This window comes from Polynucleobacter sp. 80A-SIGWE (assembly GCF_018882295.1).
GTDB lineage: Bacteria > Pseudomonadota > Gammaproteobacteria > Burkholderiales > Burkholderiaceae > Polynucleobacter.
The window spans coordinates 303,322-317,087 of sequence record NZ_JACVOR010000002.1; the positions used below are offsets into that span (position 1 = coordinate 303,322).

At 47.1% G+C, this 13,766-nt stretch carries 13 protein-coding genes; 10 read left to right on the forward strand and 3 right to left on the reverse strand.

Annotated features, from left to right (window positions below):
- Window positions 1-48 precede the first annotated feature (48 nt).
- From ICN25_RS06330 to nagZ, 9 genes are all read left to right on the forward strand, one after another.
- The gene (locus tag ICN25_RS06330) at window positions 49-1,497 is read left to right on the forward strand and encodes a DegQ family serine endoprotease (protein WP_216180263.1); all 1,449 of its coding nucleotides are present in this window, start codon (window positions 49-51) and stop codon (window positions 1,495-1,497) included.
- Window positions 1,498-1,641: 144 nt separating this feature from the next.
- Window positions 1,642-3,447 (forward strand): translation elongation factor 4, encoded by a 1,806-nt coding sequence (gene lepA, locus ICN25_RS06335; RefSeq protein ID WP_216180265.1) that lies wholly within the window; start codon window positions 1,642-1,644, stop codon window positions 3,445-3,447.
- On the forward strand, window positions 3,447-4,253 hold the full coding sequence (lepB, locus tag ICN25_RS06340) for a signal peptidase I (protein ID WP_216180268.1): 807 nt from the start codon (window positions 3,447-3,449) through the stop codon (window positions 4,251-4,253). Before lepA ends, lepB begins: the two co-directional genes overlap by 1 nt.
- 4 nt (window positions 4,254-4,257) lie before the next feature.
- Entirely contained in the window at window positions 4,258-5,049 is a 792-nt protein-coding gene (rnc, locus tag ICN25_RS06345) for a ribonuclease III (protein ID WP_216180271.1), read from the forward strand.
- A gap of 2 nt (window positions 5,050-5,051) precedes the next feature.
- Complete coding sequence (era, locus tag ICN25_RS06350) at window positions 5,052-5,987, forward strand: GTPase Era (protein ID WP_216180274.1); 936 nt, start codon at window positions 5,052-5,054, stop codon at window positions 5,985-5,987.
- Window positions 5,988-5,993: 6 nt separating this feature from the next.
- Window positions 5,994-6,728 (forward strand): DNA repair protein RecO, encoded by a 735-nt coding sequence (gene recO / locus ICN25_RS06355; protein ID WP_216180277.1) that lies wholly within the window; start codon window positions 5,994-5,996, stop codon window positions 6,726-6,728.
- A gap of 12 nt (window positions 6,729-6,740) precedes the next feature.
- Window positions 6,741-7,484 carry a pyridoxine 5'-phosphate synthase gene (pdxJ, locus tag ICN25_RS06360; protein ID WP_216180280.1) on the forward strand — a complete coding sequence of 248 codons (744 nt, stop codon included), beginning with the start codon at window positions 6,741-6,743 and terminating at the stop codon, window positions 7,482-7,484.
- A 15-nt stretch (window positions 7,485-7,499) separates the two neighbouring features.
- Window positions 7,500-7,892 (forward strand): holo-ACP synthase, encoded by a 393-nt coding sequence (gene acpS, locus ICN25_RS06365; protein WP_215354301.1) that lies wholly within the window; start codon window positions 7,500-7,502, stop codon window positions 7,890-7,892.
- A gap of 44 nt (window positions 7,893-7,936) precedes the next feature.
- Entirely contained in the window at window positions 7,937-9,013 is a 1,077-nt protein-coding gene (gene nagZ / locus ICN25_RS06370) for a beta-N-acetylhexosaminidase (protein ID WP_216180283.1), read from the forward strand.
- Between the two features lie 5 nt (window positions 9,014-9,018).
- On the opposite strand, the gene ICN25_RS06375 is transcribed toward nagZ, so the two are convergent.
- From ICN25_RS06375 to earP, 3 genes are all read right to left on the reverse strand, one after another.
- Window positions 9,019-10,020, reverse strand: a complete 1,002-nt coding sequence (locus ICN25_RS06375) for a GNAT family N-acetyltransferase (protein ID WP_216180287.1) — start codon at window positions 10,018-10,020, stop codon at window positions 9,019-9,021.
- A 74-nt stretch (window positions 10,021-10,094) separates the two neighbouring features.
- Complete coding sequence (gene efp / locus ICN25_RS06380; RefSeq protein ID WP_046330550.1) at window positions 10,095-10,655, reverse strand: elongation factor P; 561 nt, start codon at window positions 10,653-10,655, stop codon at window positions 10,095-10,097.
- Window positions 10,656-10,742: 87 nt separating this feature from the next.
- Window positions 10,743-11,822, reverse strand: a complete 1,080-nt coding sequence (gene earP, locus ICN25_RS06385; protein WP_216180290.1) for an elongation factor P maturation arginine rhamnosyltransferase EarP — start codon at window positions 11,820-11,822, stop codon at window positions 10,743-10,745.
- On the opposite strand from earP, the gene uvrC reads away from it, so the two are divergent.
- Entirely contained in the window at window positions 11,821-13,761 is a 1,941-nt protein-coding gene (gene uvrC, locus ICN25_RS06390) for an excinuclease ABC subunit UvrC (RefSeq protein ID WP_216180293.1), read from the forward strand. The genes earP and uvrC overlap by 2 nt on opposite strands.
- The last annotated feature ends 5 nt before the right edge of the window (window positions 13,762-13,766 follow it).

Sequence of the window (13,766 nt, forward strand, 5' to 3'; positions counted from 1 at the left end):
TCTTCGTTTCTTTAATTATTGGTTTTTACCAAGCAGGTCTATAGCATTATGAAAAAGTATCTTATTGCGCTCTTGGCTATCTTCAGCTTGGGGCAAATTGCATTCATTCCTCAGGCTAGTGCTCAGAGCCCGCGCGTCTCTATTCCAGATTTTGCTGATCTGGTCGAGCGAGCCAGTCCGGCCGTAGTCAATATTCGCACCACTGAAAAAGTGATGCAGCAGCAAGCCCAGGGTGGCTTCCCAGGAATGCCAGAGGATCAAGCTGAATTCTTTCGTCGCTTCTTCGGAGTGCCTATTCCAGGTTTGCCTGGTACACCTAAACAATCCCAGCCAAATCCTGGTAAGCCTCAAGAGGCCGATCGTGGCGTAGGCTCAGGCTTCATTATTGAATCCAATGGTTTGATTTTGACGAATGCCCACGTGGTTGAAGGTGCAAATACGATTTACGTCACCTTGACTGATAAGCGTGAGTACAAGGCAAAGTTACTAGGCATGGATAAGCGTACCGATGTAGCGGTTGTCAAAATTGATGCACGCGATTTACCTAAGTTGCCGCTGGGTGATTCTTCCCGCGTGAGGGTGGGTGAGTGGGTGTTGGCCATTGGCTCCCCATTTGGCTTGGAAAATACTGTGACCGCGGGCATCGTGTCTGCCAAGAGTCGTGACACTGGCGACTACTTGCCATTCATTCAGACTGACGTTGCAGTGAATCCTGGTAACTCGGGTGGACCTTTATTGAATACAGCTGGACAAGTGATTGGTATTAACTCACAAATCTTTAGCCGCTCTGGCGGCTATATGGGTATCTCATTTGCGATTCCAATTGATGAGGCCATGCGTGTAGCGGATCAATTGCGTACCAATGGAAAAATGACTCGTGGTCGTATTGGTGTTGCTTTAGGAGAAATGACTAAAGAGATTGCTGAGAGCTTGGGCTTGGGCAAACCGCGTGGAGCCTACGTTCGCAATGTTGAGCCTGGTGGTCCAGCGGCAGCGGGTGGCATTGAGTCAGGCGACGTGATTTTGAGCTTTAACGGCCGTGATATTGGTAAGTCGACTGATCTGCCTAGGGCGGTTGGTGAAACCAAGCCTGGAACTGGTGCATCAGTACAAGTCTGGCGCAAAGGCGGCACCAAGGATTTAATGGTGACTGTGGCCGATACCGAAGCCGGTCAGGCAGCGGTTAAGAAATCGGATAACTCGGGATCATCTGGTGGGAATACTAATTCTCTAGGAGTAGCCGTTTCTGAGCCCTCAGATAGCAAGAAGAAGGAGCTCAATATCCGCGGTGGGGTTGAGGTTACGGGCCTAGGAGACGGCCCCCTAGCGCGTGCAGGGGTGCGTCCTGGCGATGTCATTATCCGGATTGCAGATGCTGACATTACTGGGGTAAAGCAGTTTGAGGGGCTAGTTAAGGGCCTGGATGCCAATAAGTCAGTCCCAGTTTTTGTCCGCAGGGCTGATAGCACCATGATTATTCCCGTCAGGCCAAAATAAGCCAAAACCTGGGTTTTTGCATGGAATAAACGGGTTCGGCGCTAATTTAGCGCCACCCATTACAATCACTTTAAGACGGCTTTTTGCAGCGCATCATTGTGGTGCGTTCTGACAAGGCGTTTTTTGAAGACCACATAAGACGCTATGGATTTAATCCGCAATTTTTCTATCATCGCCCACATTGATCACGGCAAATCAACGCTTGCTGATCGCATTATTCAACTATGTGGCGGTCTATCTGATCGTGAAATGGAAGCCCAAGTGCTTGACTCGATGGATATCGAGCGGGAGCGGGGTATCACAATTAAAGCGCAAACAGCAGCGCTGACTTATAAGTCCAAAGACGGTAAAACTTACAACATCAATTTGATCGATACGCCGGGACACGTCGACTTCTCTTATGAAGTTAGCCGCTCTCTATCAGCATGTGAAGGTGCATTGTTGGTGGTAGATGCTAGTCAAGGTGTTGAGGCTCAAACCGTTGCCAACTGTTATATGGCGCTGGAGTTGGGTGTTGAGGTTGTGCCAGTACTGAACAAGATTGATTTGCCACAGGCCGATCCTGAGCGCGCCAAAAAAGAAATTGAAGATGTGATTGGTATTGATGCATCTGAAGCAGTGACCTGTTCAGCCAAAACTGGCTTAGGCGTTCAAGATGTCATCGAAGAGATGATTGCACGCGTGCCTCCACCAAAAGGCAGTGCGGCAGATCCTTTGCAAGCCTTGATTATTGATTCTTGGTTTGATAACTATGTTGGCGTGGTGATGTTGGTGCGGGTTGTGAACGGCACCTTAAAGCCAAAAGAAAAAATTACCTTGATGGCCAATGGTTCAAGCCATCTCGTCGAGCACGTTGGTGTATTTAGTCCAAAGTCAGTAGATCGTCCAGAGTTGTCTGCTGGTCAGGTAGGCTTTGTGATTGCCGGTATTAAAGAGTTAAAAGCCGCTAAGGTGGGCGACACAGTTACCCATACCCCTGGGCAGCAAGGCCGAGTTCCCGCTACCGAGCCACTTCCAGGTTTTAAAGAAGTGAAGCCTCAGGTTTTTGCGGGTCTATACCCAGTAGAGTCGAGTGAATACGATCAACTACGCGAATCTTTAGAGAAGCTGCAATTAAACGATGCCTCACTCTTGTATGAGCCTGAGGTTTCGCAAGCACTCGGTTTTGGATTTCGCTGCGGCTTCCTGGGATTGCTCCATATGGAGATCGTACAAGAGCGCTTAGAGCGTCAGTACGGTATGAATCTCATTACTACCGCACCAACAGTGGTGTATCAGGTAGAGCAATCTGACGGCACAATTTTATCGGTAGACAATCCGTCGAAGATGCCAGAGGCTAGCAAGATCAATACGATTCTTGAGCCGATCGTGACAGTTAATCTGTATATGCCGCAAGAGTACGTGGGCGCGATCATTACCTTGTGCGTCGGCAAGCGTGGCATACAGATGGATATGAATTACCTCGGTCGCCAAGTAAAGCTCACATATGAGTTGCCTATGGCCGAGATTGTTTTGGATTTCTTCGACAAAATGAAATCCATCTCTCGTGGTTATGCATCGATGGATTACGAGTTCAAAGAATATCGTCCTGCCGATGTGGTTAAGGTCGATATCCTGATTAATAGCGAGCGAGTTGATGCATTGTCGGTGATCGTTCACCGCAGCAATAGTCAGCATCGCGGGCGTGAAGTGGTTGCCAAGATGCGCGGGATTATTCCGCGTCAAATGTTTGATGTGGCTATTCAGGCGGCAATTGGTAGCAACATCGTTGCTCGTGAAAACGTAAAAGCTTTGCGTAAGAACGTATTGGCTAAGTGTTACGGTGGTGATATTTCTCGTAAACGCAAATTGTTAGAGAAGCAAAAAGAAGGTAAGAAGCGCATGAAGCAGGTAGGTAATGTGGAGATTCCACAAGAAGCCTTCTTGGCCATTTTGCAGGTAGACGACTAATGAACTTTGCGCTCATCCTATTTATCTTGGTAGTAGTTTCGGGCATCGCCTGGATTGCTGACCGTTACTACTTTGCGCCGCAAAGACGTATGGCTGGCATCGATCGCATGCCATTGTGGTTGGAATACACGGCTGGTTTCTTCCCGGTAATCTGCGCGGTGTTTGTATTACGCTCTTTTATTGTGGAGCCATTCAAAATTCCATCGGGCTCGATGATTCCAACCCTGCAGATTGGCGACTTTATTCTGGTGAATAAATTTACCTACGGTATTAGGTTGCCAGTAATCAATCAGAAGGTAGTTGAACTAGGTTCTCCAAAACGTGGCGATGTAGTCGTATTCCGTTATCCCCGTGATGAATCTATTGACTACATTAAACGCGTCGTGGCTTTGCCTGGCGACACTATTACTTATCAAGATAAGCGTTTAACGGTAAATGCTCAGCCACTTCAATATAGTGGTGGTGAGCCTTACTTAGATCCAGAAAACATGCGTTATGCCAAACGGTTTGGAGAGTCTTTTCCTGCGGATTTAGGTGGCAATAAGCATGAGATTCTGAACGATCCCGACCGTCCTGCCGGCATGTTCCCTGCAGAGCGTTTTCCTGGATTTGAAAATTGCCAATATATCAATGCTGGCCTCACATGTAAGGTGCCTGCGGGGCATTATTTTGCTATGGGCGATAACCGCGATAACAGCGCTGATTCTCGTTATTGGGGATTTGTGCCGGATAAAAATATTGTCGGTAAGGCATTCTTTGTTTGGTTAAATCTCGGAAATCTAGGTCGCATTGGCGGCTTCGAATAAAGTCATGAACGCCCGCGCCGTCATCGAAACCGCACCGCTACAAGCGCAACTGGGCTACACGTTTAAAAAGCTAGAGCTGCTGAATCAAGCTCTAACGCATCGTAGTCACAGTAAGAAAAATAATGAGCGCTTGGAATTTTTAGGTGACTCTATTCTCAATTGCGTCGTCGCTGAAATGCTCTATGAGCGTTATTCCGATCTAGATGAGGGTGATCTCTCGCGCGTGCGGGCTAACTTAGTTAAGCAGCAAGCGCTCTATGAGATTGCTCAAACACTGTCGCTGTCTGACTACCTTCGCTTAGGTGAGGGCGAGCTGAAGAGTGGAGGCTTTCGTCGCCCATCCATTTTGGCCGACACACTTGAGGCAGTCACTGGTGCAATATTCTTAGATGGCGGGTTTGATGCTGCCAAGACGTGTTTGCGCAAACTTTATTCCATTATTCTGGCCAATGTTGATCCCAAAACATTGGGTAAGGACGACAAAACTTTATTGCAGGAGTGTTTGCAAAGCTATCAATTGCCATTACCAACCTATAACGTTACTGGCACAAGCGGTGCAGCCCATAACCAGCAATTTGAGGTGGAGTGTTTAATCCCTAACCTCAAGGTATCGGTTAAGGGTGAGGGTGCATCTAGACGTGCGGCAGAGCAGGCAGCCGCGAAGATCGCCTTAATCGCTGCATTAAAAGCCTTGCCACAAGCGCTAGGTAAACCTAAAAAGACTCGGTCGGCTAAAAAGAAGGCAGCAAAAAAAGTAGCGACCGAAGAGCAGTTAAATCTTAAGCTGAAGGGCTAATCGTGTTTAGATGCGGCACTATCGCCATTGTTGGCCGTCCCAATATGGGCAAATCAACCCTCTTGAATGCTTTGGTTGGTCAGAAGATCAGTATTACTTCTCGTAAAGCACAAACCACGCGTCACCGTATTTTGGGTATTCAGAATCGTGAAGAGGCGCAATTCATCTTCATTGACACGCCAGGCTTTCAGACACGTTTAATGAATACCTTGAACAAGGCCTTGAACCGCACTGTCACTACAGCTTTGCAAGATGTAAACGTGGCTTGTTTTGTAGTTGAGGCTGGTTACTTTGGTGAGGATGACAAGAAGGTTTTGAAATTACTGCCAGATGACTTACCCATTGTCTTGGTTTTAAATAAATTAGATCTATTTAATAGCCGTTTTCAGACTCCTTCGGAGCGTGATCAGGCGCTACTGAACTTTATTAAAGAGATGGCTCGCCCTTGGTGTGAATTAGGCGGCCATGAAGATCAGAAGTCTGAGTTCGCTGAAATCGTGCCGATGAGCGCCAAGAGTCCTGGGGATGTTGAGAGATTATTGGATGTACTTGAGGGTTACTTGCCAGAGGCGCCAGCGGTCTACGATGGCGATACCATTACTGATCGCAGTGAGCGTTTCTTGGCTGCCGAGATCTTGCGTGAGAAGGTCTTCCGCTTTACCGGCGAAGAGTTGCCTTACACCAGCACCGTGGTAATTGATCAGTTCAAGATGGATGGCAAGATGCGCCGTATCGCAGCAACGATTTTGGTTGATCGCGATAGCCACAAGGCAATGATTATTGGTGCTAAGGGTGAGAGACTGAAGAAGATTTCTACCGATGCCCGCATTGATATGGAAAAGCTCTTTGATGGCAAGGTCTTCCTGGAGACTTGGGTTAAGGTCAAACGTGGCTGGGCAGATGATCGCGCTGAATTACGGGCGCAAGGTCTAGAGTAATTATTCATGGCATCTATTCGTGTTGCTGACGAACCCGCTTTTGTATTGCACAGCATTCCTTACAAGGAAACTAGCTTAATTCTGGATGTCTTTACACGTCAGCATGGTCGTATGGCCTTAATTGCCAAGGGTGCCAAGCGCCCGCACTCGGTACTGCGTCCAGTGTTACAGCGCTTTCAGCCTTTATTGGTTTCTTGGAGTGGCAAGTCTGAGTTACGGACTTTAACGAAGTCGGAGTGGGTCGGTGGCACACCATCTTTGGTGGGTGATGCATTGCTCTGCGGCTTTTATCTTAACGAGTTGTTAGTCAAGTTCCTGGCTCGTGAAGATGACTATGAAAAACTCTACGACCATTACACCGATACGATCTCCGCTTTATCTAATCTCGAATTTGAATCCAAGGGCTTAGAAGAAATTCTGCGTCCCTTTGAGTTAACACTTTTGCAAGAAACTGGTTATGCAGCAGCGCTTGATCGCTGCGTCGAAACCAATAGTGCTCCGATCTCGAATGAGCAATATGTTTATCAGCCAGAGCGTGGTGTGAGGCCCGCTCAGGGGGATGATCCAGGTCACTGGCCAGTCTTGAGTGGTAAATCCCTGCTGGCCATTGCTGCAGGAGACTTTTCTGATCAAGAGACGCTTTCTGAGAGTAAGCAGTTAATGCGCTTCTTATTGGGATTGCATCTTCAGGATCAAGTGCTTACCACCCGTCAGATTTTGATTGATCTAAAGAAAATCTAGTAATCTACCTCAATGAACACCCAACCAAAGCTTGAGCTTGGCATCAATATCGATCACGTGGCCACTTTGCGTAATGCACGTGGCACGGTTTACCCTGACCCTTTAAAAGCTGCCCATTTGGCTGAAGAGGCGGGCGCTGATTTAATTACCTTGCATTTGCGTGAGGACCGTCGCCATATTAAAGATGCGGATTTAATGGCCTTACGTCCTTTGATACAGACACGTATGAATTTGGAGTGCGCCGTTACTCCGGAGATGATCAGTATTGCTTGTCGAGTCCAGCCTCACGATGTTTGCCTGGTTCCTGAAAAGCGTGAAGAGGTAACTACTGAGGGTGGCTTGGATGTAGTGGGACACTTTGAAGCAGTTAAATCTGCCACTACACAGTTAAAAGCTGCAGGTATTCGGGTATCTCTTTTTATTGATCCTGAGGAAAAGCAAATTCAAGCCGCCAAAGATGTTGGTGCAACAGTCGTTGAATTACATACTGGTCGATATGCAGATCTAGCTGGTGATCAACAGAAGCAAGAGCTCGAGCGCATTAGAAAAGCAGCGCAGTTTGGAAAGAGTATTGGCTTACGCGTAAATGCAGGCCATGGTTTAAATGAGGGTAATGTGATCCCAGTTGCCGCTATTGCCGAGCTTTCTGAGCTCAATATTGGTCATGCTATTGTTGCTGAAGCCCTCTTTAAGGGCTGGCAAAATGCGATTACCGACATGAAGGTCCTGATGGTTCAGGGTAGGGCTAAAGCTTAAAAGATTAAATATCAAATGATCATTGGCATAGGCACAGACATCTTACAAATCGAGCGGCTTCAAGCGGCTTACGATCGCACCAATGGCCGCTTAGCTGAAAAAATTCTTGGGCCAGATGAGATGTTGGTTTTCAAGCATCGCTTAGCTAGAAATCACAAGAGGGGCATTGCTTTCTTGGCAACGCGCTTTGCTGCAAAAGAAGCATTCTCCAAGGCAATTGGTCTAGGCATGAGAATGCCCATGACTTGGAGATCGCTACAAACGCTTAATGAACCTAGCGGTAAGCCAGTGACATCATATTTAGGTGCACTCGCACAATTTATGCAGGACAAAAATTGGGAGGCTCAGGTCACCGTTAGTGACGAGCAAGACATGGCAATTGCTCATGTCATCGTAGTTCAAAAATAAATAAGCATCAAAAATATATAAATCTAAAAAATTTCGAGGAATACATGACTAAGTCGACTATGAAACCGGGCCCAGTTACTTTAGATGTTGTTGGTTTTGAGTTAAATGCAGAGGATCGTCGTCGCATCTTGCACCCCCTTACTGGCGGCGTGATTTTGTTTGGCAGAAACTTTGCTAATCGCAAGCAACTCACCAAACTCACTGCTGAAATCAAAAAACTCCGCTCTGACGTATTGATCTCGATTGATCATGAGGGTGGCCGTGTTCAGCGCTGTAGGACTGATGGCTTTACCCATTTGCCTGCCATGCGTAAGCTCGGCGAGCTTTGGGGTTCTAAAAATAAGTCATCCCATTCCGCTGAATCTGCTGCGATTGCGATGGCTGCAGCAACAGCTTGCGGCTATGTCCTGGCTGCCGAGTTGCGCGCTTGCGGTGTGGACTTTAGTTTCACTCCAGTTCTGGACCTCGATTTTGGTCGTAGCGGTGTAATTGGGGATCGCGCATTTAGTCGTGATCCGCAAATTACTTTTGCTTTGGCTAAGAGCTTGAATGAAGGTTTGCGACTTGCAGGCATGGCGAACTGCGGTAAGCACTTCCCAGGCCACGGTTGGGCGGAAGCGGATTCTCATGTGGCCATTCCGGTGGATGAGCGTCCGTTGAAACAAATTCTGAATGACGATGCTAAGCCTTATGAGTGGTTAGACCTCAGTTTGACTGCAGTGATGCCGGCCCATGTGATCTATCCAAAAGTCGATAAGAACCCAGCTGGATTTTCTAAGGTTTGGTTACATTCCATTCTCCGCCAAGAATTAGGATTTGAAGGTGTTATCTTTAGTGATGACCTTTCGATGGAAGGTGCGAGCGTTGCTGGTTCTGTAGTCAAGGGTGCTGATATGGCGCTTGAGGCAGGATGCGATGCAGTGTTGATTTGCAACCGCCCGGATCTTGCGGATCAATTGCTAAGTCAGTTGAAAGTCTCAAAAGCAAAACAAGCGGAGTCTGCTATTCGATTGAATCGCTTGATGCCAACTGCCACAGCTCCAGCGTGGGATGAGTTGCAGTCTGAGGCGCAGTATCAACATGCCAAAGGCTTACTGCAGCAACTGAATTTAATTGGCTAGAGCTTCTATTTCTTTGAAACTCTTTCCCATTCAGAGACTACAAACTTTTTAACCTCTTCGCCTTGCTCTCTGGCGCAAACGATTTCACTAACGTTCACTGTTTGGTAGATCTTCTGTAAACGCAGAATATCACCCTGGGTAGAGTAGTGTGGAATCCAAGAGCCCCAAAAGAAGCCCAGATCTTCTAATGCCATATAGGCATTGGCCGCCGCCTCTTGCGTAATAGGTAGATCAAGATAGGCGGAAGCAATATTTAAAGTCTCAAGTTTTTTTAGCTCCGCCGTGACTGATGCAACTAAATCTTCGCCAATATGGTCTACGGATATATTCGCAACCTGGTCTTCAGAGTCAATTTCAGTTTTAAGTATTGTTTCCCCAGTTCCTTGTATCTCCGAATTGCTGATATTGCGCTGGAGATTTAAGCTGCTTAAAAGCGCATTCAAGTGCTCAGTATGTTTACTTGGAACATAAATATCATGTGGGCGATCTTTTAGCGGGAGATAAAAGGCCAATAAGGACATACGGGTATCGCTAAAGTTTTGCAGACCCTGCATTGCAAATGTTGGTGGAACATCTCCAATAAAAAGGCCGGTTTCCTTTGCGTTAAATGCAATCATTTCATGCTGGCTATAAGGGTGATTGGTAACGCACTCAGTCCAAAAGCCTGGCAAGCCCAAAGATTCGGCAATTTCTATACGCTTTTTTGCGATCAACTCAGCAATATGATGCCCCCTGTAATCAGGATCAACCATCATCTTTCCAGCCTCTGGTGAGGCATTATTAGCGCCGTCAAAGGTTAATGCGCAGTGCCCAATAATTTGATTATTTTCTAATTTAGCAACTATGGAGTGCATTTTCTGTGTGACGATTGCATCTTTCAGTAGCGCGGCGTCGTACATCACTGGATTGGTATAGCTTTCCCCGTAGCAACGTCGAACGCAGTCAATCAGGTGGGGAATATCTTCAAGGGCTAATGTGGTGATTACTGGGGAAATGGTATCAGTCATGGATTTCATTATGACTGCACTTTAGAAAATAAAAAAGCCCGGCAAGCCGGGCCTTTTACTATCGAGCGAGCTAATTAGTTAGCGCGGCTACGATATTCACCAGTGCGAGTATCGATCTCGATCTTGTCACCAGTGTTGCAGAACAATGGAACTTGCAATTCATAGCCAGTAGCCAATTTTGCAGTCTTCAATACTTTGCCTGAGCTGGTATCGCCTTTAACTGCTGGCTCTGTGTAAATGATTTCACGAACCAATGAGTTTGGCATTGCTACTGAGAGTGCTTTACCTTCGTAGAACACCACTTCGCAAGGCATGCTTTCTTCGAGGTAATGCAATGCATCGCCCATGAATTCAGCTTCAACTTCGTATTGGTTGTATTCAGTATCCATAAATACATACATTGGATCTGCGAAGTAAGAGTAGGTGCAATCTTTCTTATCCAAGATCACTACATCAAACTTGTCATCTGCTTTGAATACGCCTTCGTTGGGCGCACCAGTTAACAAGTTCTTAAATTTCATTTTTACAACAGAAGAGTTGCGGCCTGAGCGGCTGTATTCTGCTTTTAAAACGACCATGGCATCAGTGCCGATCATTACTACGTTACCAACGCGGAGTTCTTGTGCTGTTTTCATCTTGCTATTCCTGGGTGCAGAGCTGATTTTCTGCGGTTTTTATCAAAAACAAGATTGTAACCGCCCGCAGGCAGATTTCGCCTAAGATCAGGCTACAAAGCCCATTAGACGGGCAGCCAAGCCACCATCAGCTTGTTTTTTGAGTAAATCTGCTCGCCAAGCCTCGGAATGGGTGCTCCATTCATCAATAGACTGGTACCACTCGCTAGGCATTGCCCAAGTCATCGCAGCTATTACAGCGTGTTTAAGCTCTTGTGATGCATCTTCAAGGTAGAGATCTAAAAATGCAGCTAACTTAGTTTTGTGAGCACCATCTTCTTGGGGGTAGATATGCCAAATAAAGGGCTTACCAGCCAACTGCGCTCGAACAAAAGAATCTTCACCTCGAACGATATTGAAGTCGCATTGTGAAAGCACCCAATCGTATTCATCTTGAGAAACAAATGGAATCGAGATCAACTGAATGGAGTCAGGCAAAGCAAGTGGCTGGGTGGGATGGGCAGAACTGAACTGCAATTGCTCGCGTTGACCGTGTGTCAAAACAATGTCGAAGTTCTCATCCAAGGTGGCCAGATCCTCCAACCATTTCAGGAGCGGTACACCTGGGTAGCAAAAAACACTGATGCGTTTTGTATTTGGCCGCAATAGCTTCCAGCTCGCCTCGAGGCTCTTGGGAATCCATTGTTCAGTTGGTGATGGCTCCTTGGGGATTGGATCAATCAAAATACCGCCCGCATTCTTCTGGAAGCCTGGGAAGAAGAAGTACTTCGGAATGCCGTGTGCTTGAGGGGACGCCTTCTGATGAAAGTCCACAATCCAGGGCTCAGCACTCAAATACTCTAGATTGATGATGATGGGTTTTTTGGGGGCAATTAGCAGGCCCGCAAGGTAGCGCTCTGGAAGGTCGCATCCGAATGCCTCAATCACCACGTCAGGCGTTTCTACTGGATGACGGCTATTGTGATGACTTGCTTCCCAGGGTTGGATATCGATACGGCGCTTAATTTCCGGATCTACCCCAGAAGCGAGTAAATTAAGGGTTGGCAGATCGTCACAGAAAATGCGCACGTCTTGGCCATGAAGACTTGTTAAGCTTCTTGCTAGACGCCAGCAAACACCAGCATCACCATAGTTGTCTACGATTTGACAGAAAATATCCCAACGCATGAGCAATTCGCTTTTTGAAACCCTTCAGCAGGATGTTAAACGGCTACCCGGATTGCCGGGGGTGTATCGCTTCTTTGATGAGGCGGGACATATTCTGTATGTCGGTAAAGCGCGCAACCTCAAAAAGCGTGTATCTAGTTACTTTCAGCGAACCCAGCTTTCACCACGAATAGAGCTGATGGTGGGAAAAATTGCCCGTTACGAAACTACAGTAACACGCTCAGAAACCGAAGCCTTAATTCTAGAGAACAATCTCATTAAGGAGTTGGCCCCTCCATTCAACATTCTCTTTCGAGATGATAAGTCCTATCCCTACGTCATGTTGACGGGGCATCAATTTCCTCGCTTGGCCTCGTATAGAGGAAAGACGGATAAGCGTAATCACTACTTTGGCCCATTCCCCAATTCATGGGCAGTACGCAACAGCGTACAGATTTTGCAGAAAGTATTTCGTCTGAGAACTTGTGAAGACTCAGTATTTAAAAACCGCAGTCGCCCTTGTTTATTGCATCAAATACATCGCTGTAGTGCGCCTTGTGTTGGCCGTTTAAGTGTCGAGCAGTATGGGCAGGACGTAGCCCAGGCAACACGCTTTTTAGAGGGTGACCATAGTCGCGTGCTTTCTGAACTTGAAAAGAAAATGCATGCCTACAGTGATGCCATGGAATTTGAAATGGCGGCAGTGTTAAGGGATCGTATTGCTGATCTTTCGAGTGTCTTACAACAACAGTCGATGGACACTGTTGCTGATGGTGAGGGCGATGTGGATGTGATTGCTGTCGCTCAAATGGAGGGTGTGGTCTGCGTCAATCTGGCAATGATTCGTGGCGGTCGCCATTTGGGTGATCGCGCTTACTTCCCTAAGGGCTTGCGCTCAACGTCTGGAGAGTTGCCACCACCAGCTGAAATTCTGGAGGCATTTATTGCTCAACATTACTTAGAGGAGAAGGCTGGCGATGGTGAAGCGACCACCAATTTAATTCCGCCTGTATTGATTCTGAATCATCCTCTGAGAAAGCTAGTTGATGACATTGCAGCTCCAGAAGAAGGTGTTGAAGATCTTTCTGAGCAATCAGCCCCGGAAGGTCTACACGATTTATTGAATGCACAAGCTGGTAAGCGCATTACTTTCTTGCACCAGCCACAAGGTCAGAGACGTCATTGGTTGGCCATGGCAGAAGGTAATGCCAAGATTGCGATCGCAAAGCGCTTGGTAGAGACGGGTGGTCAACTAGCAAGAGCAAGAGCATTGGCGGATGTCTTAGCTTTGGAATTAGAAAGTCTTGAGCAGCTTCGTATTGAGTGTTTTGATATTAGCCATACCTCTGGTGAGGCCACTCAAGCTTCTTGTGTGGTGTATTCCAAAAATGCGATGCAGCCTAGTGAATACCGCCGATTTAATATTAATGACATTACGCCGGGTGATGACTACGCAGCAATGCGTCAGGTCTTACAACGCCGTTATGCGAACTTTCAAGAGCTCCCTGTTGAAAAGATGCCGCAAGTCATTTTGATCGACGGCGGCAAAGGTCAGGTTGAGATGGCAAGACAAGTCCTTTCTGAATTTGGCATGGACATTGGATTGATTGTTGGTGTTGCCAAAGGGGAGGGTCGTAAGGTGGGTTTAGAGACCCTGATCTTTGCGGATGGACGTCAATCGCTTGAGCTTGGTATTGATAGCGCTGCTTTGTTGCTAGTGGCGCAAATACGTGATGAGGCACATCGCTTTGCCATCACTGGCATGAGAGCTAAACGAGCAAAAGCTAGAACGGTTTCTCAGCTAGAGGAGATCGAGGGAATAGGGGCTAAGCGACGTCAAAAACTACTCGCCCGTTTTGGGGGTTTGCGGGGTGTTTCCAATGCCACTATTGAAGAGCTTTCAAGTGTTGAGGGAATATCCACCGCATTGGCCGAACAAATCTATAAGCAACTCCATTGATTTCC

Bases quoted from the DNA above. Each gene is read 5' to 3' on its own strand.
- ICN25_RS06330 (WP_216180263.1), top strand. From the start codon at position 49: ATGAAAAAGTATCTTATTGCGCTCTTGGCTATCTTCAGCTTGGGGCAA.
- lepA (WP_216180265.1), top strand. From the start codon at position 1,642: ATGGATTTAATCCGCAATTTTTCTATCATCGCCCACATTGATCACGGC.
- lepB (WP_216180268.1), top strand. From the start codon at position 3,447: ATGAACTTTGCGCTCATCCTATTTATCTTGGTAGTAGTTTCGGGCATC.
- rnc (WP_216180271.1), top strand. From the start codon at position 4,258: ATGAACGCCCGCGCCGTCATCGAAACCGCACCGCTACAAGCGCAACTG.
- recO (WP_216180277.1), top strand. From the start codon at position 5,994: ATGGCATCTATTCGTGTTGCTGACGAACCCGCTTTTGTATTGCACAGC.
- pdxJ (WP_216180280.1), top strand. From the start codon at position 6,741: ATGAACACCCAACCAAAGCTTGAGCTTGGCATCAATATCGATCACGTG.
- acpS (WP_215354301.1), top strand. From the start codon at position 7,500: ATGATCATTGGCATAGGCACAGACATCTTACAAATCGAGCGGCTTCAA.
- nagZ (WP_216180283.1), top strand. From the start codon at position 7,937: ATGACTAAGTCGACTATGAAACCGGGCCCAGTTACTTTAGATGTTGTT.
- ICN25_RS06375 (WP_216180287.1), bottom strand. From the start codon at position 10,020: ATGACTGATACCATTTCCCCAGTAATCACCACATTAGCCCTTGAAGAT.
- efp (WP_046330550.1), bottom strand. From the start codon at position 10,655: ATGAAAACAGCACAAGAACTCCGCGTTGGTAACGTAGTAATGATCGGC.
- uvrC (WP_216180293.1), top strand. From the start codon at position 11,821: ATGAGCAATTCGCTTTTTGAAACCCTTCAGCAGGATGTTAAACGGCTA.
- earP (WP_216180290.1), bottom strand. From the start codon at position 11,822: ATGCGTTGGGATATTTTCTGTCAAATCGTAGACAACTATGGTGATGCT.